Origin of the sequence: Streptomyces sp. S063 (assembly GCF_002832675.1) — a bacterium.
Classification (GTDB): Bacteria; Actinomycetota; Actinomycetes; order Streptomycetales; family Streptomycetaceae; genus Streptomyces; species Streptomyces sindenensis.
The window spans coordinates 1,184,140-1,205,820 of sequence record NZ_CP021707.1 but is presented as its reverse complement, the minus strand read 5'-3'; the positions used below and the strand labels follow the sequence as shown (position 1 = coordinate 1,205,820).

The 21,681-nt window shown below is 72.3% G+C and carries 20 protein-coding genes and 2 pseudogenes; 13 read left to right on the top strand and 9 right to left on the bottom strand.

Annotation, left to right across the window (positions count from 1 at the left end; all coding sequences use genetic code 11):
• Window positions 1-86 precede the first annotated feature (86 nt).
• The 4 genes from CCZ36_RS05360 to CCZ36_RS05345 all read left to right on the top strand — a co-directional run bounded on the left by CCZ36_RS05360 (window position 87) and on the right by CCZ36_RS05345 (window position 5,450).
• Window positions 87-1,538, top strand: a complete 1,452-nt coding sequence (locus CCZ36_RS05360) for a CitMHS family transporter (protein ID WP_128817121.1) — start codon at window positions 87-89, stop codon at window positions 1,536-1,538.
• On the top strand, window positions 1,538-2,794 hold the full coding sequence (locus CCZ36_RS05355) for an MFS transporter (RefSeq protein ID WP_069738861.1): 1,257 nt from the start codon (window positions 1,538-1,540) through the stop codon (window positions 2,792-2,794). Before CCZ36_RS05360 ends, CCZ36_RS05355 begins: the two co-directional genes overlap by 1 nt.
• A gap of 145 nt (window positions 2,795-2,939) precedes the next feature.
• Window positions 2,940-4,334 carry an aldehyde dehydrogenase family protein gene (locus tag CCZ36_RS05350; protein ID WP_069738860.1) on the top strand — a complete coding sequence of 465 codons (1,395 nt, stop codon included), beginning with the start codon at window positions 2,940-2,942 and terminating at the stop codon, window positions 4,332-4,334.
• A gap of 33 nt (window positions 4,335-4,367) precedes the next feature.
• Window positions 4,368-5,450, top strand: coding sequence for a Zn-dependent alcohol dehydrogenase (locus CCZ36_RS05345; protein WP_069738859.1), 1,083 nt, complete (start codon window positions 4,368-4,370; stop codon window positions 5,448-5,450).
• On the opposite strand, the pseudogene CCZ36_RS35560 reads toward CCZ36_RS05345, so the two are convergent.
• The 4 genes and pseudogenes from CCZ36_RS35560 to CCZ36_RS05325 form a co-directional block, all read right to left on the bottom strand.
• Window positions 5,447-5,581: pseudogene (locus tag CCZ36_RS35560) on the bottom strand (polyphosphate kinase 2); the annotation flags it as partial. The gene CCZ36_RS05345 and the pseudogene CCZ36_RS35560 sit on opposite strands and share 4 nt — an antisense overlap.
• 46 nt (window positions 5,582-5,627) lie before the next feature.
• Window positions 5,628-6,560, bottom strand: a complete 933-nt coding sequence (locus CCZ36_RS05335) for a DMT family transporter (protein ID WP_128819402.1) — start codon at window positions 6,558-6,560, stop codon at window positions 5,628-5,630.
• A gap of 154 nt (window positions 6,561-6,714) precedes the next feature.
• Window positions 6,715-7,446, bottom strand: a complete 732-nt coding sequence (locus CCZ36_RS05330; protein WP_069738857.1) for an ArsR/SmtB family transcription factor — start codon at window positions 7,444-7,446, stop codon at window positions 6,715-6,717.
• 14 nt (window positions 7,447-7,460) lie between these two features.
• A complete protein-coding gene (locus CCZ36_RS05325; RefSeq protein ID WP_069738856.1) occupies window positions 7,461-8,150 on the bottom strand; it encodes a TetR/AcrR family transcriptional regulator in 690 nt (229 codons plus the stop codon).
• Window positions 8,151-8,226: 76 nt separating this feature from the next.
• Between CCZ36_RS05325 and CCZ36_RS05320 the strand changes: the two genes are divergently transcribed.
• The 3 genes from CCZ36_RS05320 (at window position 8,227) to CCZ36_RS05310 (ending at window position 10,495) form a co-directional block, all read left to right on the top strand.
• Window positions 8,227-9,378, top strand: coding sequence for an acyl-CoA dehydrogenase family protein (locus tag CCZ36_RS05320; RefSeq protein ID WP_069738855.1), 1,152 nt, complete (start codon window positions 8,227-8,229; stop codon window positions 9,376-9,378).
• A gap of 97 nt (window positions 9,379-9,475) precedes the next feature.
• The gene (locus CCZ36_RS05315; RefSeq protein ID WP_069738854.1) at window positions 9,476-9,766 is read left to right on the top strand and encodes a YiaA/YiaB family inner membrane protein; all 291 of its coding nucleotides are present in this window, start codon (window positions 9,476-9,478) and stop codon (window positions 9,764-9,766) included.
• 90 nt (window positions 9,767-9,856) lie between these two features.
• Complete coding sequence (locus CCZ36_RS05310; RefSeq protein WP_069738853.1) at window positions 9,857-10,495, top strand: TetR/AcrR family transcriptional regulator; 639 nt, start codon at window positions 9,857-9,859, stop codon at window positions 10,493-10,495.
• Between the two features lie 10 nt (window positions 10,496-10,505).
• Here CCZ36_RS05310 and CCZ36_RS05305 read toward each other — a convergent pair whose 3' ends face one another.
• Entirely contained in the window at window positions 10,506-10,967 is a 462-nt protein-coding gene (locus CCZ36_RS05305) for a MaoC family dehydratase (RefSeq protein WP_128817120.1), read from the bottom strand.
• 114 nt (window positions 10,968-11,081) lie between these two features.
• Here CCZ36_RS05305 and soxR point away from each other — a divergent pair, with 114 nt between their 5' ends.
• A complete protein-coding gene (gene soxR / locus CCZ36_RS05300; protein WP_069738851.1) occupies window positions 11,082-11,561 on the top strand; it encodes a redox-sensitive transcriptional activator SoxR in 480 nt (159 codons plus the stop codon).
• Window positions 11,562-11,585: 24 nt separating this feature from the next.
• On the opposite strand, the gene CCZ36_RS05295 is transcribed toward soxR, so the two are convergent.
• Entirely contained in the window at window positions 11,586-12,200 is a 615-nt protein-coding gene (locus CCZ36_RS05295) for a hypothetical protein (protein WP_128817119.1), read from the bottom strand.
• Window positions 12,201-12,442: 242 nt separating this feature from the next.
• On the opposite strand from CCZ36_RS05295, the gene CCZ36_RS05290 reads away from it, so the two are divergent.
• Entirely contained in the window at window positions 12,443-12,928 is a 486-nt protein-coding gene (locus tag CCZ36_RS05290) for a GNAT family N-acetyltransferase (RefSeq protein WP_128817118.1), read from the top strand.
• A 13-nt stretch (window positions 12,929-12,941) separates the two neighbouring features.
• Here CCZ36_RS05290 and CCZ36_RS05285 read toward each other — a convergent pair whose 3' ends face one another.
• A complete protein-coding gene (locus CCZ36_RS05285) occupies window positions 12,942-14,216 on the bottom strand; it encodes an exo-beta-N-acetylmuramidase NamZ family protein (RefSeq protein ID WP_128817117.1) in 1,275 nt (424 codons plus the stop codon).
• 201 nt (window positions 14,217-14,417) lie between these two features.
• Here CCZ36_RS05285 and CCZ36_RS05280 point away from each other — a divergent pair, with 201 nt between their 5' ends.
• From CCZ36_RS05280 to CCZ36_RS05265, 4 genes and pseudogenes are all read left to right on the top strand, one after another.
• Window positions 14,418-15,191: an SDR family oxidoreductase gene (locus CCZ36_RS05280; RefSeq protein ID WP_176734672.1), complete on the top strand. Its 774-nt coding sequence runs from the start codon at window positions 14,418-14,420 to the stop codon at window positions 15,189-15,191.
• Window positions 15,188-16,975: an AMP-binding protein gene (locus CCZ36_RS05275; RefSeq protein ID WP_237302596.1), complete on the top strand. Its 1,788-nt coding sequence runs from the start codon at window positions 15,188-15,190 to the stop codon at window positions 16,973-16,975. Before CCZ36_RS05280 ends, CCZ36_RS05275 begins: the two co-directional genes overlap by 4 nt.
• Before the next feature lie 49 nt (window positions 16,976-17,024).
• The gene (locus CCZ36_RS05270; protein WP_069738847.1) at window positions 17,025-17,618 is read left to right on the top strand and encodes a TetR/AcrR family transcriptional regulator; all 594 of its coding nucleotides are present in this window, start codon (window positions 17,025-17,027) and stop codon (window positions 17,616-17,618) included.
• A gap of 303 nt (window positions 17,619-17,921) precedes the next feature.
• Window positions 17,922-19,257: pseudogene (locus CCZ36_RS05265) on the top strand (M28 family metallopeptidase).
• Between the two features lie 107 nt (window positions 19,258-19,364).
• On the opposite strand, the gene CCZ36_RS05260 reads toward CCZ36_RS05265, so the two are convergent.
• Window positions 19,365-20,579: an acyl-CoA dehydrogenase family protein gene (locus CCZ36_RS05260; protein ID WP_069738845.1), complete on the bottom strand. Its 1,215-nt coding sequence runs from the start codon at window positions 20,577-20,579 to the stop codon at window positions 19,365-19,367.
• Between the two features lie 6 nt (window positions 20,580-20,585).
• Complete coding sequence (locus CCZ36_RS05255; RefSeq protein WP_069738844.1) at window positions 20,586-21,608, bottom strand: phosphotransferase family protein; 1,023 nt, start codon at window positions 21,606-21,608, stop codon at window positions 20,586-20,588.
• Window positions 21,609-21,681 lie beyond the last annotated feature (73 nt).

Below are 21,681 nucleotides of genomic sequence, written 5' to 3'. Positions count from 1 at the left end.
GTTAACTCTTCGAGGGGGCCCCTAACGTCATCCGGACCGACCGCCGGGACCGGTGGGAGTTCAAGGATGAACGTTAGGTATCCCCCATGCTGACAATCCTCGGCTTCGTCATGATCGCGACCTTCCTGGTCCTGATCATGACGAAGAAGATGTCGCCGATCGCGGCGCTGGTACTGATCCCCGCACTCTTCTGTGTCGCCGTCGGAGACGGAGCCCGACTCGGCGACTACGTGATCGAAGGCGTCGGCAACCTCGCCCCCACCGCCGCCATGCTGATGTTCGCCATCGTCTACTTCGGCGTGATGATCGACGTCGGCCTGTTCGACCCGGTCGTCCGGGGCATCCTGAAGTTCTGCCAGGCCGACCCGATGCGCATCGTGGTCGGTACGGCGGTGCTCGCGGCGATCGTCTCGCTGGACGGCGACGGTTCCACCACCTTCATGATCACCGTTTCGGCGATGTATCCCCTCTACAAACGCCTGAAGATGAGCCTGGTCGTGATGACCGGCGTCGCGGCCACCGCCAACGGCGTCATGAACACCCTGCCCTGGGGCGGCCCCACCGCCCGCGCCGCCACCGCCCTCAAGCTGGACGCCTCCGAGATCTTCGTCCCCATGATCCCGGCGCTGGCCATGGGCCTGCTCGCCGTGTTCGTGCTGGCGTACGTGCTCGGCATCCGGGAGCGCAAGCGCCTCGGCACGCTCACCCTCGACGAGGCGCTCGCCCGGGAGCCGGAGCCGGAGCCGGAGACCGTGTCCGCCGACGCCGGTGGCACCGGCGGCAAGGACCGCCTCCACAAGGGCACCGCCGCCTCCGTCTCCGCGAGCGGTACGGGAAGCGGCTCGGCGGGCGCGGGCGCGGGCTCGGTCACGGTCACGGACGGGGACGACGACGAGTTCCAGGGCCTCGACCCCGACCGGTCCACGCTCCGCCCCAAGCTCTACTGGTTCAACGCCGGGCTCACCGCTGCCCTGCTGACGGCGATGATCATGGAACTGCTGCCGATCCCGGTGCTCTTCCTCCTCGGCGCGGCCCTCGCGCTCACCGTCAACTTCCCCCACATGCCCGACCAGCGGGCCCGGATCGCCGCCCACGCCGACAACGTCCTGAACGTCTCCGGCATGGTCTTCGCCGCCGCCGTCTTCACCGGGGTCCTCACCGGCACCGGCATGGTCGAGCACATGGCCGACTGGGTCGTCGGCGCGGTCCCCGAGGCGATGGGCCCGCACATGGCCCTCGTCACCGGCCTGCTCAGCCTGCCGCTCACCTACTTCATGTCCAACGACGGCTTCTACTTCGGCGTCCTGCCCGTCCTCGCCGAGGCGGGCGCGGCCCACGGGGTCTCGCCGCTGGAGATCGCCCGCGCCTCCCTGGCCGGTCAGGCCCTGCACATGTCCTCGCCCCTCGTGCCCGCCGTGTACGTCCTCGTCGGCATGGCGAAGGTCGAGTTCGGCGACCACACCCGCTTCACCGTCAAGTGGGCGGTGCTCACCTCCCTCGTGGTGCTCGCGGCGGGCGTCGTCTTCGGCATCATGTGATGGCCGACCGACCGCGACCCGGGCCCGGCAGGGGCTGGCTGCTGCGCCTCGTCATCGCCTTCGCCTTCGCGCAGGGGGCGGTGTCGATGGCGCGGCCCGCCGTCTCCTACCGGGCCCTCGCGCTGGGTGCGGACGAAACAGCTGTCGGTGTCATCGCCGGGGTGTACGCCCTGCTCCCGCTGTTCGTCGCCGTACCGCTCGGCCGCCGCACCGACCACGGCCGCTGCGCGCCCCTGCTGCCCATCGGCGTCCTCCTCGTCTCCGGCGGCTGCGCGCTCAGCGGCCTCGTCTCCTCGCTGCCCGCGATGGCCGCCTGGAGCGGGGTGATGGGTCTCGGCCATCTGTGTTTCGTGATCGGCGCGCAGTCGATCGTGGCCCGGCAGTCCGCACCCCACGAACAGGACCGCAACTTCGGCCACTTCACCATCGGGGCCTCGCTCGGCCAGCTCATCGGCCCGATCGCGGCGGGCGCGCTCATCTCCGGACAGGGCGGAGCCCTGGGCCGTACGAGCGCCCTCGCCCTCCTCGTCGCGGCCGGAGTCTGCGCGCTCGCCCTCACCTCGCTCCGGCGCATCGAGCACCGCGGGACGGCCGGCGCCCGGCCGCGGGCCGACGGCAAGGTCCCGGTCCGGACGATCCTCGGCGCGCGCGGCGTCCCCGCGGGCATCCTCATCAGCATGGCGGTGCTGTCCGCCACCGACGTCCTCACCGCCTACCTGCCGGTTGTCGGCGAGCACCGGTCCATCGCGCCGGCCACCGTCGGACTGCTGCTGAGCCTGCGGGCCGCCGCCACGATCGCCTGCCGACTGTTGATGGCACCGCTGCTGCGGCTGCTGGGCCGCCGGGCCCTGCTGACCACCGGCTGCCTGCTCGCCGGACTCCTCTGCGCGGGCGTCGCGCTGCCCGTCCCCGTCCCGTTCCTCGCCCTGATGCTGGCGGTCCTCGGCTTCTGCCTCGGCGTCGGCCAGCCGCTGTCCATGACCACGGTCGTCCGCGCCGCCCCCGACAAGGCCCGTTCCACCGCGCTCGCCCTCCGGCTGACCGGCAACCGGCTCGGGCAGGTCGCCGCCCCCGCGGCGGCGGGCCTGATCGCGGGCGCGGTGGGGGTGGCGGCCCCGTTCGTGCTGCTCGGCGCGGGGCTGGTGGGCGCGGCGGGCCTCGGCCTGCGCGGCGAGGGCGAGAGCCGTACGGACCGGGGCGACGACCCCGGCCGCCCCGGGGCGAGGGACCATGCTGAACCGGGTGCGAAGGCGTGACCGGTGTGACCGGCGTGACCGGCGTCTCGGCAGGCTCCCTGGCGCCGGAAAACTAACGGCGCTAGTTTGGGCGGGTGCGACGTGTGCCCCGCGCCCGCCGCACGGCTTCGGCGCTCCGCACAGCACGTCCGGGAGGGAAACAGCCATGAAGGCCCATGACCAGATGTACATCGACGGTGCGTGGCGGCCCGCCGTCGGCCGGGACACGATCGCGGTCGTGAACCCGGCGGACGAGCAGGTCATCGCCCACGTGCCGGCGGGGACGGCGGAGGACGTCGACGCGGCGGTACGGGCCGCGCGCGCCGCCTTCCCCGCCTGGGCCGCGACGCCGCCCGCCGAGCGTGCCGCCCGGCTCACCGCGCTGGCCGACGCGCTGGCCGCCCGCAAGGACGTGCTGGCGGAGACGATCACGGCGGAGCTGGGCTCACCGCTGCCGCTGTCGCAGATGGTCCACGCGGGCGTTCCCGTGCTGGTGGCCGCCTCGTACGCCGAACTGGCCGCCCGCCACGCCTTCGAGGAGCGGATCGGCAACTCCACCGTGCTGCTGGAACCGGTCGGCGTGGTCGGTGCGATCACCCCCTGGAACTACCCGCTCCACCAGATCGTCGCCAAGGTCGCCCCCGCTCTTGCCGCGGGCTGCACCGTCGTCCTCAAGCCCGCCGAGGACACCCCGCTCACCGCCCAGCTCTTCGCCGAGGCCACCGAGGCCGCCGGGCTGCCGCCCGGGGTCTTCAACCTCGTCACCGGCCTCGGACCGGTGGCCGGCCAGGCGCTCGCCGCCCACGAGGACGTCGACCTGGTCTCGTTCACCGGCTCCACCGCCGTCGGCAGGCAGATCGGCGCCACCGCCGGGGCCGCGGTGAAGCGCGTCGCCCTGGAGCTGGGCGGCAAGTCCGCCAACGTGATCCTCCCCGGCGCGGACCTCGCCAAGGCGGTCAACGTCGGCATCGCCAACGTGATGACCAACTCCGGCCAGACGTGCAGCGCCTGGACCCGGATGCTGGTGGACGCCGAGCGGTACGACGAGGCCGTGGAGCTGGCGGCGAACGCGGTCACCAAGTACGTTCCCGGCGAACGGGTCGGCCCGCTGGTCAACGCCAAGCAGCAGGCCCGGGTGCGCGGTTACATCGCCAAGGGCGTCGAGGAGGGCGCCCGGCTGATCGCGGGCGGCCCGGACGCGCCGCTGGAGACCGGCTACTACGTCAGCCCGACCGTCTTCGCCGACGTCACCCCGGACATGACGATCGCCCAGGAGGAGATCTTCGGCCCGGTGGTCTCGATCCTGCGGTACGAGGACGTGGACGACGCCCTCCGGATCGCCAACGACACCGTGTACGGGCTCGCCGGGGCCGTGTGGGCCGCCGACGACGAGGAGGCGGTGGCCTTCGCCCGCCGGATGGACACCGGGCAGGTCGACATCAACGGCGGACGGTTCAACCCGCTGGCCCCGTTCGGCGGTTACAAGCAGTCGGGGGTCGGCCGCGAGCTGGGCCCGCACGGTCTGGCGGAGTACCTCCAGACCAAGTCGCTCCAGTTCTGACCTCCGTAACCCTTTTCCGTAAGGAGCCTGTTCGTGGTCCGCGCCGCCGTACTGCCCGCCGTCGGAGCTCCGCTGGAGATCACCGACATCGTCCTGCCGGAGCCCGGCCCCGGCCAGGTGCGTATCGGTCTCGCCGCCGCCGGGGTCTGCCACTCCGACCTGTCCCTGTCCAACGGCACCATGCGCGTCCCGGTGCCCGCCGTCCTCGGCCACGAGGGAGCGGGCACCGTCCTGGCCGTCGGCGAGGGCGTCACGCACGTCGCGCCCGGCGACGGCGTCGTCCTCAACTGGGCCCCCTCCTGCGGGGTCTGCTTCCACTGCGGGATCGGCGAGGTGTGGCTCTGCGCCGACGCGCTCAAGGGAATCTCCCGTCTCCACGCCCGTACGGCGGACGGCGCCGACCTCCACCCCGGCCTCAACGTCGCGGCCTTCGCGCAGGAGACCGTCGTCGCCGCCAACTGCGTCCTCCCCGCCCCCGACGGCATCCCGCTCACCGACGCCGCCCTCCTCGGCTGCGCGGTCCTGACCGGCTACGGGGCGGTCCACCACAGCGCCCGGGTCCGCGAGGGCGAGAGCGTCGTCGTCTTCGGCATCGGCGGTGTCGGCCTCGCCGCCCTCCAGGCCGCCCGGATCGCGGGCGCCGCCAAGGTCATCGCGGTCGACGTCTCCCCGGCCAAGGAGGAGCTGGCCCGGCGGGCGGGCGCCACCGACTACGTCGTCGCCTCCGCCACCACCCCGCGCGAGATCCGCAAGCTGACCGGCGGCCAGGGCACGGATGTCGCGGTCGAGTGCGTCGGCCGCCCCGCGACCATCCGGGCCGCCTGGGAGTCCACCCGGCGCGGCGGCCGCACCACGGTGGTCGGCATCGGCGGCAAGGACCAGGAAGTCACCTTCAACGCCCTGGAGATCTTCCACTGGGGCCGGTCCCTGACGGGCTGCGTCTACGGCAACAGCGACCCGGCCCGCGACCTGCCCGTTCTCGCCGACCACATCCGCTCGGGCCGCTTCGACCTGTCGATGATGGTCACCGAGCACATCGCTCTGGACGGCATCCCCGCCGCCTTCGACAACATGATCGCGGGCAAGGGCGGCCGGGCGCTCGTCGTCTTCCAGTAGTCCGTGGTCCGGGAGGGCGAGGCGACCGGCCCGAGCAGCCGGGCGTCCGTCTCGCCCTCCTCGAACAACCGGGAGGCCGGGCCCACGATCAGCGGGTCCGGCTTCCCCCCCGCCTCCGGGTCCTTGCCCGGGCAGGGGGCGGCGGGCCTGTCGCGGCCCGCCCCGCCCTCGCCCCCGTTACGTCCGTTCCGCTTGGCGCTCCTCGGCGTGACGGGATCCCTCCACCGGCCGCACCGGATTTCCGCGTGTGGGCCCAGTCCGCTGACGGCTCCGGGAGACCGCCACCCCGGCCAGGCACAGCACCCCGCCGACGATGCCGAGCGGGGTCGGCACCTCGTCCAGCAGCACCCACGCCATCCCCACGACGAGCGCCGGGACCGCGTACGTGGTCGCGCCCATCTTCCCCGCGGTGGTCCGGGCCAGCGCGTAGCCCCAGGTGGTGAAGGCCAGCGCGGTCGGGAAGACGCCCAGGTAGACCATGTTCAGGGTGGCGGACAGCGGGGCGTCGGCGGCCTCGGAGACCAGGACCCCGGTGAACGGCAGACAGGCGACGGCCCCGATCAGGCAGCCGAAGGTGTTGATCTGGAGCGAGGAACCGTGCGCGAGGGCCGGCTTCTGGCTCACCACGCCCGCCGCGTACGCCACGGCGGCCAGCAGGCACAGCGCCACGCCCAGCACGGAGGAGCCGCCGTGTCCGGACATCGCGAGCCCCACCACGACCGCCCCGGCGAACGAGACGCCCATGCCCAGCAACAGCCGGCGCGACAGCCCCTCGCCGAGCATCCGGGCGCCGAGCAGGGCGATCAGGATGGGCCCGATGTTCACGAGCATCGCGGCCGTTCCGGCGTCGACCTCCTGTTCGCCCCAGTTCAGGGCGACCATGTACAGCCCGAACCACAGCACCCCCGAGGTGATGATCCCGGGCCAGGCGCCGCGCCCCGGGAGCCCCTCCCGGCGGATGATCAGGATCGCCCCGAGCACCAGCGTGCCGGCCAGCAGCCGGCCCAGGGCGAGCGCGCCGGGGGAGTAGGCCCCGCCCGCACTGCGGATGGAGACGAAGGCGGAGGCCCACAGCACGACGGTGGTGCAGGCGGCGGCGGGGCGCGCCAGGGGAGGGTGGTCGTGGTCATGGCCAGAACCGTAAAGCCGAAACGCTTCGGCCCCCACCGAATTGTCGATCCCTGTCAATCGTGACCTCGGCGGCACCGTTCCCCCCGGGCTTCCCGAGCCCGTCCATCCACCCGGCCGGGCCGGATGCGCGGCGTCAGTCCGGCAGCGGGTCGGGCGCCAGGCCCAGGCGGTCCGACAGGGCTCGGGCTCCCGCCGGAGTCACCCGGACCGCCCGCCCCGACCCGAACCGCTCGCACCACCCCGCCTCCAGCACGTGCGCGCACAGCGCAGCCCCCGCCACCCCCGCCAGATGCGGCCGCCGCTCCGTCCAGTCCAGGCAGCCCCGCGCCAGGGGCCGCCGCCCGGACCGGTCCAGGGGGACGCCCTGCGCGGCGAACCACTCCAGACCCGCCTCGGTCAGCGCGAACCCGGTGTCCTGCCGCAGCAGCCCCCGTACGGTCATCGCCCCGGTGATCCGGATGCCGAGCCGCCCGGCGAGATGGTCGTAGCAGGTACGCCCCCGGGCCAGCGCACTCCCGGCACTCGCCGCGCGCAGGGACCGAGGCGGCTCCGGCTCGCCGGTCATCGTCTGCGAAGCCAGCTCCTCCACCAGGTGCGCCGCCCGCTCGTCGGCCAGCCGGACATAGCGGTGGCGGCCCTGCCGTTCCTCGGCGAGCAGCCCGCCCGCGACCAGCCGCCCCAGGTGCTCACTGGCCGTGGACGGGGCGACACCGGCGTACCGGGCCAGCTCACCGGCGGTCCAGGCCCGCCCGTCCAGCAGCGCCAGGCAGAAGGAGGCGCGGGTCTCGTCCGCGAGGAGGGCGGCCAGCGCGGCGAGGCGTACGGCGGTGGAGTCGTGCGGCCGCGGCCGGGGGGAACGGTCCATACGTCCAGCGTGCGTCACGGACGGTTCGGCGCCGGCCGAACCGTCACCGCGTCATGGCCCACCGGTCGCGCGTACTGCGCGTACTGGATCGCCAGCCCGTCCAGCAACGCCCGCAACCCCGTCTCGAAGGCCCCCTCGTCCACCTGGCGGCGGTGGTCGGCCAGCAGATGGGCCTGGCCGAGGTGCGGGTAGTCGGCGGGGTCGTAGGCGGTCTCGTCGTCGACGAAACCCCCGGCGAAGGAGCCCAGCGCCGAGCCGGTGACGAAGTACCGCATCAGCGCCCCGATCCGGGTCGCCTGCGCGGGGGGCCACCCCGCTCCCACCATCGCCCCGAACACCGCGTCGGCCACCCGCAGCCCCGCCGGACGGCGGCCGGGCCCCCGGGCGAGGACCGGGACGATGTGCGGGTGCGCGGCGAGGGCGGCCCGGTAGGAGAGCGCCCAGTCGTGCAGGGCCGCACGCCAGTCGCGCGGGTCCGACTCCTCGAACATCGACAGATCGACCTGCGCGGAGACCGCGTCGGCGACGGCGTCGAGGATCTCCTCCTTGTTGCGGAAGTGGTTGTAGAGCGAGGGCCCGCTGACCCCCAGCACGGCGGCCAGCCGACGGGTGGAGACGGCGTCGAGCCCCTCGGCGTCCACGAGCGCGCTCGCCGCCCCGACGATGCGGTCTCTGCTGAGGAGGGGCTTGCGCGGTCGGGCCATGCGGCTCATAGTAGGCCCTGCGAGCCGGAAACTAGCAGTGCTAATTAAGTGATCGTGGGAAGCGGGGTGGCGCACGATGGACCTGGCGCTCAGCGAGGAGCAGGAAGCCGTCCGGAAACTGGCCGAGGACTTCGTCGCCCGCGAGGTCACTCCGCACGTCGTCGCGTGGGACCGGGCCGAGAATGTCGACAGGTCGATCGTGAAGAAGCTCGGCGGTCTCGGCTTCCTCGGACTGACCGTCCCCGAGGAGTACGGCGGCTCCGGCGGTGACCACCTGTCCTACTGCCTGGTCACCGAGGAACTGGGGCGCGGCGACTCCTCGGTGCGCGGCATCGTCTCCGTATCGCTCGGCCTCGTCGCCAAGACCATCGCGTCCTGGGGGAGCGAGGAGCAGAAGCGGCAGTGGCTGCCCCGGCTCACCTCCGGCGAGGCGATCGGCTGCTTCGGCCTCACCGAGCCCGGCACCGGTTCGGACGCCGGGAACCTCGTGACCAGGGCCGTCCGCGACGGCGGCGACTACGTGGTCAACGGCACCAAGATGTTCATCACCAACGGCACCTGGGCCGATGTCGTCCTGCTCTTCGCGCGGACGAACGACAGCCCCGGCCACCGCGGCGTCTCCGCCTTCCTCGTCCCCGCCGACACCCCCGGCCTCACCCGCCGGACCGTCCACGGCAAGCTGGGCCTGCGCGGCCAGGCCACCGCCGAACTGGTCCTTGAGGACGTCCGGATCCCCGCGTCCTGCCTCCTCGGCCCCGAGGGCAAGGGCTTCTCCATCGCCATGTCCGCCCTCGCCAAGGGGCGCATGTCGGTCGCGGCGGGCTGCGTCGGCATCGCCCAGGCCGCCCAGGACGCCGCCGTGCGCTACGCGGGCGAACGCGAGCAGTTCGGCAAGGCCATCGCCCGCCACCAGCTCGTCCAGGAGCTGCTGAGTGACATCGCCGTGGACGTGGACGCCGCCCGGCTGCTGACCTGGCGGGTCGCCGACCTGATCGACCGGGGTCAGGACTTCGCCACCGCCGCCTCCAAGGCCAAGCTGTACGCCTCCGAGGCCGCCGTCCGCTGTGCCAACAACGCCCTCCAGGTCTTCGGCGGCTACGGCTACATCGACGAGTACCCGGTCGGCAAGCTGCTGCGGGACGCCCGCGTGATGACGCTCTACGAAGGCACCAGCCAGATCCAGAAGCTGATCATCGGCCGTGCGCTCACCGGAGTCTCCGCCTTCTGACCGGCGCCGGGCTCGTACGGGTGTCTGAGTACGGGCCTGGGCCGGCCTGAGTACGGGCACGGATGTGGCGTGCGGCACCTCGGCCGATGCTGCATCCATGAGTGACACGACAGCGGTCAAGCAGCAGAGCACGGCGGCCTTCTACGTCCAGGCCGTGGCCTCATTCATGGTGGCGATCGGCGCGGTCGCCTTCGGCATCTTCTTCCTCGACGCCGACGCCTGGGTGCGCGGATTCCTCGCGATCGGCGTGCTCTACCTGGTCACGTCCTGCTTCACGCTCGCCAAGGTGATCAGGGACCGCCAGGAGGCCGGCCAGATCCACAGCCGGGTCGACCAGGCCCGGCTGGAGAAGATCCTCGCCGAGCACGACCCCTTCCAGAAGCTCTGACCCCGGGCACCATCGGCCGGACAACCCCTAAGCGCTTGCTCAGGTTCGGGGTATGGTGTTCGTCCTGCTGACGGAGAGGGGCCCTGGGCGATGAGTGCGGCGGAGGAGACGACCGGCGAGGAGACGCCGTGGGGCGAGGTCACCCCCGAGGCGGCCAGGCGACTCCTCGTCGCCGCCGTGGACGCCTTCGCCGAGCGCGGGTACCACGCGACCACCACCCGTGACATCGCCGGCCGGGCCGGAATGAGCCCGGCCGCGCTCTACATCCACTTCAAGACCAAGGAAGAGCTGCTCCACCGGATCAGCAAGATCGGCCACGAGCGGGCGCTGTACGTCCTCGACACCGAGGCGGACCGGGACGGTACGGCCGCCGAACGGCTCGCCGGGGCCGTCCGCTCCTTCGTCCGCTGGCACGCGGAGCGTCACACCACCGCCCGGGTCGTGCAGTACGAGCTCGACGCGCTGGGCGAGGAGCACCGCACCGAGATCGTCGAGCTGCGGCGCAGGAGCGACGCGGTGGTGCGCCGCATCATCAACGAAGGGGTGCGTGACGGCGAGTTCGACGTCCCCGACGTCTCCGGCACCACGCTCGCGGTGCTCTCCCTCTGCATCGACGTGGCCCGCTGGTTCAACGCCCGGGGCAGCCGTACGCCCGACGAGGTGGGCGAGCTGTACGCCGACCTCGTCCTGCGGATGGTCGGGGCGCGTACGGCCCCGGACCCGAAGTAGCCGCGGGAGATCAGAAGTAGTAGCGGGAGACCGACTCCGCGACACAGGCCGGCTTCTCGCCGCCCTCGCGCTCGACGGTGACGACCGCCGTGACCTGCACGCCGCCGCCCACCTCCGTGACGTCCCGGAGCACCGCCGTGGCCCGCAGTCGTGAGCCGGCCGGGACGGTCGAGGGGAAACGGACCTTGTTGGCCCCGTAGTTGATGCCCATCTTCATGCCCTCGACCCGCATCACCTGCGGTACCAGCGCGGGCAGCAGCGACAGCGTCAGATAGCCGTGCGCGATGGTCGTGCCGAACGGCCCGTCCTTCGCCCGCTCCGGGTCCACGTGGATCCACTGGTGGTCGCCGGTCGCCTCGGCGAACTGGTCGATCCTCTTCTGCTCGATCTCCAGCCAGTCGCTGTGTCCCAGCTGCTCGCCCACTCCGTCCCGCAGTTCCTGCGCGGACGTGAAGATCCTCGGCTCTGCCATGTTCCCGGTCCCTGCCTTCCGGCTCGCCGCGCCGTCCCGGCGCGATGTCTAAGCGCTTGCTCAGCATGGTTGGGCGGCCCGTTCCTGTCAACGACATGGCAGTAGGTTTGCGGGGTGCCCCAGATCCCACAGACACTCCACGAACTCTCGGTCGGCCAGCTCTCGGCGCGCAGCGGCGCAGCCGTTTCGGCCCTGCACTTCTACGAGTCCAAGGGCCTGATCACCAGCAGCCGCACCAGCGGCAACCAGCGCCGCTACACGCGTGACGCGCTGCGGCGGGTCGCCTTCGTCCGGGCGGCCCAACGCGTGGGTATCCCGCTGGCGACGATCCGCGACGCGCTCGCCGAACTGCCCGAGGAGCGCACGCCGAACCGCGAGGACTGGGCCCGCCTCTCCGAGGCGTGGCGCAAGGAACTGGACGAGCGCATCACGCAGTTGCACCGGTTGCGCGACCATCTGACCGACTGCATCGGCTGCGGCTGTCTCTCGCTGGAGACCTGCGTCCTCTCCAACCCCGACGACATCAACGGCGAGAAGATCACCGGTTCCCGGCTCATGCCCGAACGCAAGCAGCCGACCGACCCTCGCGCTTAGCGCCGAACGCCGTTCGGGGTCACTTCAGGCGGCGGCCGCCGCCTGCCTCCGGTGCCGTGGCAGCCGGGCCCTGGCCAGCGTGCGGTCGGTCAGGGCGGGCTGCGGCACCGCGATCCCGCAGCCCGTGCACACCGGGCCCGCCCACGGCTTCTCGCCCCACTCCTGCCGCCACTCGATGCCCGTGTCCGCGCAGACCGGACAGGCCGAGCCGGGATCGGAGCCGAGGGCCGCGATCAGGCGGCGCAGGACCTCCGCGAGCGGCTCCGTGGGGTGGACGCCCGGGTCGGTGCAGCGGGCCACCCCGTGACCGCCCCAGGTGCGCCGGTGCCAGTCGTCGAACGCGCCGGGCCGCCGCAGACCCGCGTGCTTCTCGCGCCGCCGCCGCTCCGCGAACCCCGCCTCGTACGCGAGCCAGACCGCCCGCGCCTCCTCCAGCTCGTCCAGCGCGCGCATCAGGCGCACCGGATCGGGCTCCCGGTCCTCGGGGCCGATCCCGTGCCGGGCGCACAGATGGTCCCAGGTCGCCCGGTGCCCGTACGGGGCGAACCGCTCCAGACACTTCCGCAGCGAATACCGCCGCAGGGCCAGATCGCCCCGCGGATCTCGGACCTGTCTCGCAAGACTCCGGAAACCGGCCATGCCACCGCCACCTCCGTCGCTCGTCCTTGGACGTCATGGAATGGACGTACGCCTGCCCGTTTCGGCTCCATCGAAAGATGAAAACCATCCATTGGCCGAGAATCCCCATGTGGGACGGGGTGCCACGGATGGAAGCGGAGCGGCGCACGAGCGGTGGTGCGCGGGCGCGCGTGCCCGGGAGGTGTCCGGCGGGTGGCGAAATTCCCTGGCGCCGGTACGGTCCCCTGAGGTTGGGTTCCCGCATGACAACAGGTCGACCGCGCCTCGAAAAGATCACCGCCGAGAATGTGCTCGACGCCTGTCGGCTGGAAGTCGCACCCGAGCAGCGCGGGTTCGTCTCCCCGGTGGCGCAGTCCCTGGCCGAGGCCTATGTGCATCCCGACCTCGCCTGGCCCCGGCTGATCTGTGACGGTGAACGGGCCGTCGGTTTCGTGATGGCGTACTTCGACCTGCCGTTCGACTTCGACGCCGGGGTGCCGGACGCCCCGCCCCGCTCCGGGCTCTGGCGGCTCGCCGTCGCCGCCGGTGAGCAGGGCCGGGGCTACGGGCGGTTCGCCGTCGGGGCGGTCAACGAGGAGATCGGGCGGCGCGGCGGGACGGTCTCGACCGTGACCTGGAAGCCCGGCGAGGGCGGCCCCGAGGCGTTCTACCTCGGGCTCGGCTACCGCAAGCGGGGCCTCACCGACGACGGCGAGTACCTCGGCGACCTGGATCTCACGGCAGCCTGACCCGGCAGAGGCCCTAGCCTCCGTACCGCAGATACCTCCGCCGCTTCGCCCGGAACGCCGACAGGTCCTCCTGCCAGGCCCGTACGACCGCGTCGGTGTCCGCGCCCGCGTCGATCATCGTGCGGACCCGGGTGTTCCCGGTGAGCTTGTCGATCCAGTTGTCCGGCCGCCAGGCGAAGCCGCTCCACGTCCGCTTCGCCGTCACCAGCAGGGCGATCCCGGTGCGGACCGGGTCGAAGACCTCCCGGTCCTGGACATGGAGCTGGACCCCGCCCACCGTCTTCCCCTGGAACTTGGAGAACGTCGGCGTGAAGTACGCCTCCCGGAAGGCGACCCCCGGCAGCTCCAGCGCGTTGGCAGCGGCCGCCCAGCGGTGGTCGATGCCCTCCGCGCCGAGGAGTTCGAAGGGGCGTGTGGTGCCCCGGCCCTCGGAGAGGTTCGTGCCCTCGAAGAGACAGGTGCCGGAGTAGACGAGAGCCGTCTCGGGCGTCGGCATGTTCGGGCTCGGCGGCACCCATGGCAGCCCGGTGTCGTCGAAGAAGTCCGAGCGCCGCCACCCCGACATCGTCACCACGTCCAGCCGCACCGGGTTCTCGTGCAGGAACTCCGCGTTGAAGAACAGCGCCAGCTCCGCCACCGTCATCCCGTGCGCCTGGGCGATCTCCCGGCGGCCGACGAACGTGGCGAACGCCGGGTCCAGCACCGGGCCGAGCGCCGCCCGCCCGGTCACCGGGTTCGGCCGGTCCAGTACGACGAGGCGCTTGCCCGCGAGCGCCGCCGCCTCCATGCAGTCGTACAGCGTCCAGATGTACGTGTAGAAGCGCGCACCCGCGTCCTGGATGTCGAAGACGACCGTGTCCACGCCCGACGCCGTGAAGATGTCCGCGAGGTCCTGCCCGCTCTTCAGGTACGTGTCATAGACCGGTAGCCCGGTCGCCGGGTCGTCGTAACGGCCCTCGGAGCCGCCGGCCTGCGCGGTGCCCCGGAACCCGTGCTCGGGGCCGAACACGGTGGTCAGGTTCACCCGCTCGTCCGGGTGCATCACATCGACGATGTGCCGGACGTCGGCGGTGATGCCGGTCGGGTTGGTGACCACCCCGACCTTCTGGCCCCGCAGCAGCCGGTAGCCGTCGGCCGCCAGCCGGTCGAAGCCGGTACGCACCCGGCCCCGCCCGTGCCCGGGGCCGCGTCCGGGGGCGGCGGAGGCGGGACCGGTGCCGGCCGCCGTCGCCGCAAGCGCTCCCATCGCGCCTCCCGCGGCCAGCACACCACGTCGGGACAGGCTCATTCCGCTACCTCCATGATCGCGCCGACTGTCATGGCCACGCACGCTAGCGCGGGCCGGGGCCGGGCGGAACGACCTGGGCCGCGCCGATTCCCCGAGCCGCCCGCCGGGCGCCTCCCAGGCCCTTCCCGATCGTGGACCGACCCCTTCCCGATGACATACCGACCGGTTAGTCTGCCCGTGCAGCCGGATCGGAGAGGCGGGATGACGATGGGTACGGTGCAGGGCGCCGGCGTGGTGGTCACGGGGGCCGGAGGCGGCATCGGCGCCGCTCTGGCCCGCAGGTTCGCCGCCGGAGGGGCGCGGGTCGTCGTCAACGACCTCGACCTCGCGCGGATCGAACCGCTGGCGAAGGAGATCGGCGGCATCGCCGTGGCCGGGGACGCCTCGGGGATCGTGGACGCCGCCCGGGAGGCGCTGGACGGCACGGTCGACGTCTACTGCGCCAACGCGGGTCTCGCCTCGCCCGGCGACGCGTTCGCCGACGAGGAGGTCTGGGCCGCCGCCTGGGACGTCAACGTGATGGCCCACGTCCGCGCGGCCAGGGCCCTCCTGCCGGACTGGCTGGAGCGCGGCAGCGGGCGGTTCGTCACCACCGCCTCCGCCGCCGGACTGCTGACGATGATCGGCGCCGCCCCGTACAGCGTCACCAAGCACGGGGCGGTGGCCTTCGCCGAGTGGCTCTCGCTCACCTACCGCCACCGCGGGATCAAGGTCCACGCGATCTGCCCGCAGGGCGTGCGCACCGACATGCTCACCGCCGCCGGATCGGCCGGCGAGCTGGTCCTCGCCCCCGGCGCCATCGAGCCGGACGCCGTCGCCGACGCCCTGTTCGCGGCGATGGAGGCCGACCGCTTCCTGGTCCTGCCGCACCCCGAGGTGGCGGACTACTACCAGGCCCGCGCCGCCGATCCCGACCGGTGGATGCGCGGGATGAACCGGCTCCAGCGGCAGTGGGAGGAGGGGAGCGGAGCATGAGCGGCCCCACCGGCTCCGTGCCCTCCGACGGCCCGGCTCCCGGCGCCACGTCTTCCGGCGCCACGTCTTCCGGCGCCCCGGCCGCCGACCCCCCGGCCGCTGGCGCCCCGGCCGCCCCCGGCACCTCGATCTACGCCGCCCAGCCCTGGCTCGCCCTGCTCAGTGAGGCCCAGCGCGCCCCGGTCGCCCCGCCCCCGACCGTGCTCCACGCCTGGCGGGCGGCCGTGGACCGGGCCCCGGACCGCCCGGCTCTGGCCTACTTCGACGGACGGCTCGACTACCGCGAGACCGACGAGCTGTCCGACTCGGTGGCCGGGTACCTCGCCGCCCGGGGGTTGCGCCGTGGCGACCGGGTCGCGATCATGCTCCAGAACAGCCCGCACTTCGTCCTCGCGCTGCTCGGCGCGTGGAAGGCGGGAGCCACCGTCGTACCGCTCAACCCGATGTACAAGGCGGGCGAGGTCGGGCATGTCCTCGCGGACGCCGGGGTCACCGCGCTGATCTGCTCGGACCGGGCGTGGGAGACGTATCTCCGGGACACCGCGGCGGCCGCCCCGGGCCTCCGTATCGCGCTGACCGCCTGCGAGCTGGACCTCCAGAGCGTGAACGACCCCCGCGTCCTCGGCTTCGAACGGCTGTCGGCCCCCGGCCCCGACGACCTCGCGGACGATCTGCTGGCCGCCGCCCGCGCCGGGCACCCGGCCCCGGCGGACCGGGGTCTCACCGCCGAGGACGTGGCGCTGATCAGCTACACCTCCGGCACCAGCGGCACCCCCAAAGGCGCGATGAACGCCCACGGCAACATCATGGTCAACGCCGAACGCCAGCGCACCGGCCATCCGATCCCCGAGGGCGCCGCCTACTTCGCGCTCGCCCCGCTCTTCCACATCACCGGCATGGTCTGCCAGCTCTCCGCCTGTGTCGCCAACGCGGGCACCCTCGTCCTCGCCCACCGCTTCGAGGCGGGTGTCGTCCTGGAGGCCTTCGCCGCCCACCGCCCCGCCTACACCGTCGGGCCCTCCACCGCCTTCATGGCGCTGGCCGCGCACCCGGACGCCACCCCGGACCACTTCTCCTCGTTCCGGGTGATCTCCTCCGGCGGCGCGCCTCTGCCGCCCGCGCTGGTGGAGAAGTTCCGCGCGGGCTTCGGCCCGTACATCCGCAACGGTTACGGGCTCACCGAGTGCACCGCCCCCTGCGCCTCGGTCCCGCCCGAGCACGAGGCCCCCGTCGACCCGGTCTCCGGCACCCTCTCCGTCGGGGTGCCCGGACCCGACACCGTCGTCCGGATCCTCGACGAGGAGGGGCGGGAGGTGCCCTTCGGGGAGCAGGGCGAGATCGCGGTGCGCGGCCCCCAGGTCGTCTCCGGCTACTGGAACCTCCCCGAGGCCACCGCCGCCGCCTTCCCGGACGGCGAGCTGCGCACCGGTGACATCGGGTTCATGGACGCGGCGGGCTGGCTGTACGTCGTGGACCGCAAGAAGGACATGATCAACGCCTCCGGGTTCAAGGTGTGGCCCCGCGAGGTGGAGGATGTCCTCTACACCCACCCGGCGGTGCGGGAGGCGGCCGTCGTCGGCGTGCCCGACGCCTACCGGGGGGAGACGGTCCGGGCGTACGTGAGCCTGCGGCCCGGGGCCTCGGTGGCACCCGGCGAGCTGGGCGCGTACTGCGAGGAACGGCTCGCCGCGTACAAGTATCCGCGCGAGGTGGAGATCCTGACCGAGCTGCCGAAGACGGCGAGTGGGAAGATCCTCAGGCGGGAACTGCGTTCCCTCCGTTAGAACAGCGTCGAAACAGCTCATGCACAGTACGAAAGGAAGGTGGCGGCTCATGGCCAAGGCGACGGACCAGAACGGCACTCCCGTCCCCCAGAGGCTGCTGGCCGCCGCCACCCGGCTCTTCGCCGAGCGCGGGTACGACCGCACCTCGGTCCAGGAGATCGTCGAGGCGGCGGGCGTCACCAAGGGGGCGCTCTACCACTACTTCGGCTCCAAGGAGGACCTGCTCCAGGAGGTCTACGCCCGGGTGCTGCGGCTCCAGCAGGAGCGCCTGGACGCCTTCGCGGACGCCGACGCGCCCGTGGAGCAGCGGCTGCGTGACGCGGCGGCCGACGTGGTGGTGACGACCATCGACAACCTGGACGACGCCGCGATCTTCTTCCGCTCCATGCACCACCTGAGCCCCGAGAAGAACAAGCAGGTGCGCGTCGAGCGCCGCCGCTACCACGAGCGCTTCAGGGCGCTGATCGAGGAGGGGCAGAACAGCGGTGTGTTCTCCACCGCCACCCCCGCCGACCTGGTCGTCGACTACCACTTCGGATCCGTTCACCACCTCTCCACCTGGTACCGCCCGGACGGCCCGCTCAGCCGCCAGGAGGTCGCCGACCACCTCGCGGACCTGCTGCTGCGGGCCCTGCGCCCGTAAGGGTTCCCGTCACGCGGCTGATCCGGTGGCCCGCTTCGCCGGGCGGGGTGAATCTGGATGCATGAGATACGTCCGGCCTCCTCCGGAGGAGACGGTGTTCACGGCGAGGGATCCGTCCGTCAGGACAGGCCCGTTCGTTAATAGAACAGACCTGTCCGGTTTCCGCTCTTGACGGAGCACTGTCATTTCCCTGAGCATCGGTCTCGCATCGCGCACAGCCAGCTCCAGGACCCGACCGGGCACCGCGCGGCCGGGTACCCCCCGCACGTTCCGTCAGTCCCCAACGGAATCCGGAGCCCGTGAATGAGACCGAACCGCTTCACCCTGCGCAGATCCTCGGCGGCCGTCGCCGCCGTGGCCCTCTCCGTCGCCCTCGGGCCGGTGCCCCGGCCGCCCAGGCCGCCGGGGCGCCGACGGCCGAGGCGGCTGCCGCGGCAGCCCCCGACATCTCCCTGGCCAACGTCAAGGCCCACCTCTCGCAGCTCTCGACGATCGCCGCGAACAACGGCGGCAACCGCGCCCACGGCCGCCCCGGCTACAAGGCGTCCGTCGACTATGTGAAGGCCAAGCTCGACGCGGCCGGCTACACCACCACGATCCAGCAGTTCACCTCCAACGGCGCCACCGGCTACAACCTGGTGGCCGACTGGCCCGGCGGCGACCCGAACAAGGTCCTGATGGCCGGGGCCCACCTCGACTCGGTCTCCTCCGGCGCCGGGATCAACGACAACGGCTCCGGCTCGGCCGCCGTGCTGGAGACCGCGCTCGCCGTCTCCCGCGCCGGATACCAGCCCGACAAGCATCTGCGGTTCGCCTGGTGGGGCGCGGAGGAGCTGGGCCTGGTCGGCTCCCGGTACTACGTCAACAACCTGCCGTCCGCCGAGCGTTCCAAGCTCTCCGGCTATCTCAACTTCGACATGATCGGCTCGCCCAACGCCGGCTACTTCGTCTACGACGACGACCCGGTCATCGAGAAGACCTTCAAGGACTACTTCGCGGGCCTGAACGTTCCCACCGAGATCGAGGTCGAGGGCGACGGCCGCTCCGACCACGCCCCGTTCAAGAACGTCGGCATCCCCGTCGGGGGCTCTTCACCGGCGCGGGCAACACCAAGTCCGCCGCCCAGGCCCAGAAGTGGGGCGGAACGGCGGGCCAGGCCTTCGACCGCTGCTACCACTCCTCCTGCGACAACCTGAGCAACGTCAACGACACGGCCCTGGACCGCAACAGCGACGCCGCCGCCCACGCCGTCTGGACCCTCTCCGACGGTTCCGGTGAACCGCCCACCGGTGAGGGCGTGTTCAGCAACACCACCGACGTGGCCATCCCGGACGCCGGAGCGGCGGTGACCTCGTCGGTCGCGGTCACCGGCCGAACGGGCAACGCGCCGGCCGCACTTCAGGTCGGTGTCGACATCAAGCACACCTACCGCGGCGACCTCGTCGTGGACCTGATCGCTCCGGACGGCAGCGCGTACCGGCTGAAGAACTCCAGCAGCGGCGACTCGGCCGACAACGTCATCACGACGTACACGGTCAACGCCTCCAGCGAGGTGGCCAACGGCTCCTGGAAGCTCCGCGTCCAGGACGTCTACCGGTCCGACACCGGCTACATCGACAGCTGGAAGCTCACCTTCTGACCATGCCGACCGTGTCACGGCACGGCCCCTCCCGTAACGGCACGGCCCCTCCCGTAACGGCGCGGCCCCTCCCGACGAGCACATCGGGAGGGGCCGCGCCGCGTCCGTCACACGTACCGCTTGATCTCCCGCCGGGCCAGCGACCGCTGGTGCACCTCGTCGGGACCGTCCGCCAGCCGCAGCGTCCGCGCCGAAGCCCACAGCTCCGCCAGCGGGAAGTCCTGGCTCACGCCGCCCGCGCCGTACAGCTGCACCGCGGAGTCCAGGATGTCCACGACCGCGCGCGGGGTGGCGATCTTGATGGCCTGGATCTCGGTGTGCGCGCCCTTGTTGCCCACCGTGTCCATCAGCCAGGCCGTCTTCAGCACCAGCAGCCGGAGCTGCTCCACCGTGACCCGGGCGTCCGCGATCCAGTTCTGCACGACGCCCTGCGCGGCGAGCGGCTTGCCGAACGCCGTACGCGCCACCGCCCGCCGGCACATCAGCTCGATGGCCCGCTCCGCCATCCCGATCAGCCGCATGCAGTGGTGGATCCGGCCCGGGCCCAGCCGCGCCTGGGCGATGGCGAAGCCGCCCCCCTCCTCGCCGATCAGGTTCGCCGCGGGCACCCGTACGTCGTGGAAGACCACCTCGGCGTGGCCGCCGTGGGAGTGGTCCTCGTACCCGTACACCTGCATCGCGCGCCGCACCTCGACGCCCGGGGTGTCGCGCGGGACCAGGATCATCGACTGCTGGCGGCGGATGTCCGCGCCGTCCGGGTCGGTCTTGCCCATCACGATGAAGACCGCGCAGTCCGGGTTCATCGCCCCGGAGATGTACCACTTCCGCCCGTTGATGACGTAGTCATCGCCGTCGCGGATCATCCGCGTCTCGATGTTCGTCGCGTCCGACGACGCCACGTCCGGCTCCGTCATCGCGAACGCGGAGCGGATCTCCCCGGCGAGCAGCGGCTCCAGCCACTGCTTCTTCTGCGCCTCGGTGGCGAACTGGAACAGCACCTCCATGTTCCCGGTGTCCGGGGCGGCGCAGTTCGTCGCGGTCGGCGCGAGGTGCGGCGAGCGTCCGGTGATCTCCGCGAGCGGAGCGTACTGGAGGTTCGTCAGCCCGGCCCCGTACTCGGCGTCGGGCAGGAAGAGGTTCCACAGCCCCTGCCGCTTGGCCTCGGCCTTCAGCTCCCCGACGACCGCCGGGGTGTCCCACGGCGAGGCGAGCCGCGCCCGCTGCTCCTCGGCGACCTGCTCGGCCGGATACACCTGCTCGTCCATGAAGGCGAGCAGCTTGCTCCGCAGCTCCTCGGTACGGGCGTCGAATGCGAAGTCCATGGGGGTTCAGCCTTCCTGGAGGGTGGTGAGGCCGTGCGCGATGAAGACGGGGACCAGTTCGCCGATCCGGTCGAAGCCCGCGCCGACGGTCTGGCCGAGGGTGTAGCGGTAGTGGATGCCCTCCAGGATCACGGCGAGCTTGAACCAGGCGAACGCGGTGTACCAGGAGATGGCGGAGGTGTCCCGGCCCGAACGGGCCGCGTAGCGCTCGATCAGCTCGGCGGGGGCGGGGTGCCCGGCCGCCCCGCTGGTGGTGGAGACCGGCGACTTCGGCAGCCCGAGGTCGGAGCTGTACATCACGAGCAGCCCGAGGTCGGTCAGCGGATCGCCGAGGGTGGACATCTCCCAGTCGAGGACGGCCTTGATCCGGTCGTCGGAGCCGACCAGGACGTTGTCCAGCCGGTAGTCGCCGTGGACGACGGTGGGCGCGGGGGAGGAGGGCAGGGCACGGCCGAGCGCGGCGTGCAGCTCGTCGATGCCCGCCAGGTCACGGCTGCGGGAGGCGTCCAACTGCTTGCCCCAGCGCCGCAACTGCCGGTCCAGGAAGCCCTCGGGCCGTCCGAAGTCCCCGAGCCCGACCGCCTCCGGATCCACGGCGTGCAGGTCGACCAGGGTGTCGACGAGTCCGAGGACCGCCGCCCGGGTGCGCTCGGGGCCCAGCGGGGCGAGCTGCTCGGCGGTGCGGTACGGGGTGCCCTCGACGTACTCCATCACGTAGAACGGCGCGCCGATCACCGAGTCGTCCTCACAGAGCAGCAGCGGCTCCGGCACCGGGACGGCGGTCGGGTGCAGACCGCTGATCACACGGTGCTCGCGCGTCATGTCGTGGGCGGTGGCCAGCACATGGCCGAGCGGAGGCCTGCGCACCACCCACTGGCCGGCCCCGTCGCCGACGACGTACGTCAGGTTCGAGCGGCCGCCCTCGATGAGCCGCGCTTCGAGGGGTCCGCTCACCAGCCCCGGCCGCTCGCGGTCGAGATGGCCGCGCAGCAGCTCCGGGTCGAGACCTGGTGGGGGGACTGAGCTCATGGTGCGTACCTCCGGGCGACTGGCGACGGAACGAGGTCACGGGGCGATCGGGAACCATGATGCCGACCAGTCG

What these genes read in the sequence shown, in the direction of transcription:
- CCZ36_RS05360 (WP_128817121.1), top strand. Translation starts at nt 87, where the DNA reads ATGCTGACAATCCTCGGCTTCGTCATGATCGCGACCTTCCTGGTCCTG.
- CCZ36_RS05355 (WP_069738861.1), top strand. Translation starts at nt 1,538, where the DNA reads ATGGCCGACCGACCGCGACCCGGGCCCGGCAGGGGCTGGCTGCTGCGC.
- CCZ36_RS05350 (WP_069738860.1), top strand. Translation starts at nt 2,940, where the DNA reads ATGAAGGCCCATGACCAGATGTACATCGACGGTGCGTGGCGGCCCGCC.
- CCZ36_RS05330 (WP_069738857.1), bottom strand. Translation starts at nt 7,446, where the DNA reads ATGGACCGTTCCCCCCGGCCGCGGCCGCACGACTCCACCGCCGTACGC.
- CCZ36_RS05325 (WP_069738856.1), bottom strand. Translation starts at nt 8,150, where the DNA reads ATGGCCCGACCGCGCAAGCCCCTCCTCAGCAGAGACCGCATCGTCGGG.
- CCZ36_RS05320 (WP_069738855.1), top strand. Translation starts at nt 8,227, where the DNA reads ATGGACCTGGCGCTCAGCGAGGAGCAGGAAGCCGTCCGGAAACTGGCC.
- CCZ36_RS05315 (WP_069738854.1), top strand. Translation starts at nt 9,476, where the DNA reads ATGAGTGACACGACAGCGGTCAAGCAGCAGAGCACGGCGGCCTTCTAC.
- CCZ36_RS05310 (WP_069738853.1), top strand. Translation starts at nt 9,857, where the DNA reads ATGAGTGCGGCGGAGGAGACGACCGGCGAGGAGACGCCGTGGGGCGAG.
- CCZ36_RS05305 (WP_128817120.1), bottom strand. Translation starts at nt 10,967, where the DNA reads ATGGCAGAGCCGAGGATCTTCACGTCCGCGCAGGAACTGCGGGACGGA.
- CCZ36_RS05295 (WP_128817119.1), bottom strand. Translation starts at nt 12,200, where the DNA reads ATGGCCGGTTTCCGGAGTCTTGCGAGACAGGTCCGAGATCCGCGGGGC.
- CCZ36_RS05290 (WP_128817118.1), top strand. Translation starts at nt 12,443, where the DNA reads ATGACAACAGGTCGACCGCGCCTCGAAAAGATCACCGCCGAGAATGTG.
- CCZ36_RS05285 (WP_128817117.1), bottom strand. Translation starts at nt 14,216, where the DNA reads ATGAGCCTGTCCCGACGTGGTGTGCTGGCCGCGGGAGGCGCGATGGGA.
- CCZ36_RS05280 (WP_176734672.1), top strand. Translation starts at nt 14,418, where the DNA reads ATGACGATGGGTACGGTGCAGGGCGCCGGCGTGGTGGTCACGGGGGCC.
- CCZ36_RS05275 (WP_237302596.1), top strand. Translation starts at nt 15,188, where the DNA reads ATGAGCGGCCCCACCGGCTCCGTGCCCTCCGACGGCCCGGCTCCCGGC.
- CCZ36_RS05270 (WP_069738847.1), top strand. Translation starts at nt 17,025, where the DNA reads ATGGCCAAGGCGACGGACCAGAACGGCACTCCCGTCCCCCAGAGGCTG.
- CCZ36_RS05260 (WP_069738845.1), bottom strand. Translation starts at nt 20,579, where the DNA reads ATGGACTTCGCATTCGACGCCCGTACCGAGGAGCTGCGGAGCAAGCTG.
- CCZ36_RS05255 (WP_069738844.1), bottom strand. Translation starts at nt 21,608, where the DNA reads ATGAGCTCAGTCCCCCCACCAGGTCTCGACCCGGAGCTGCTGCGCGGC.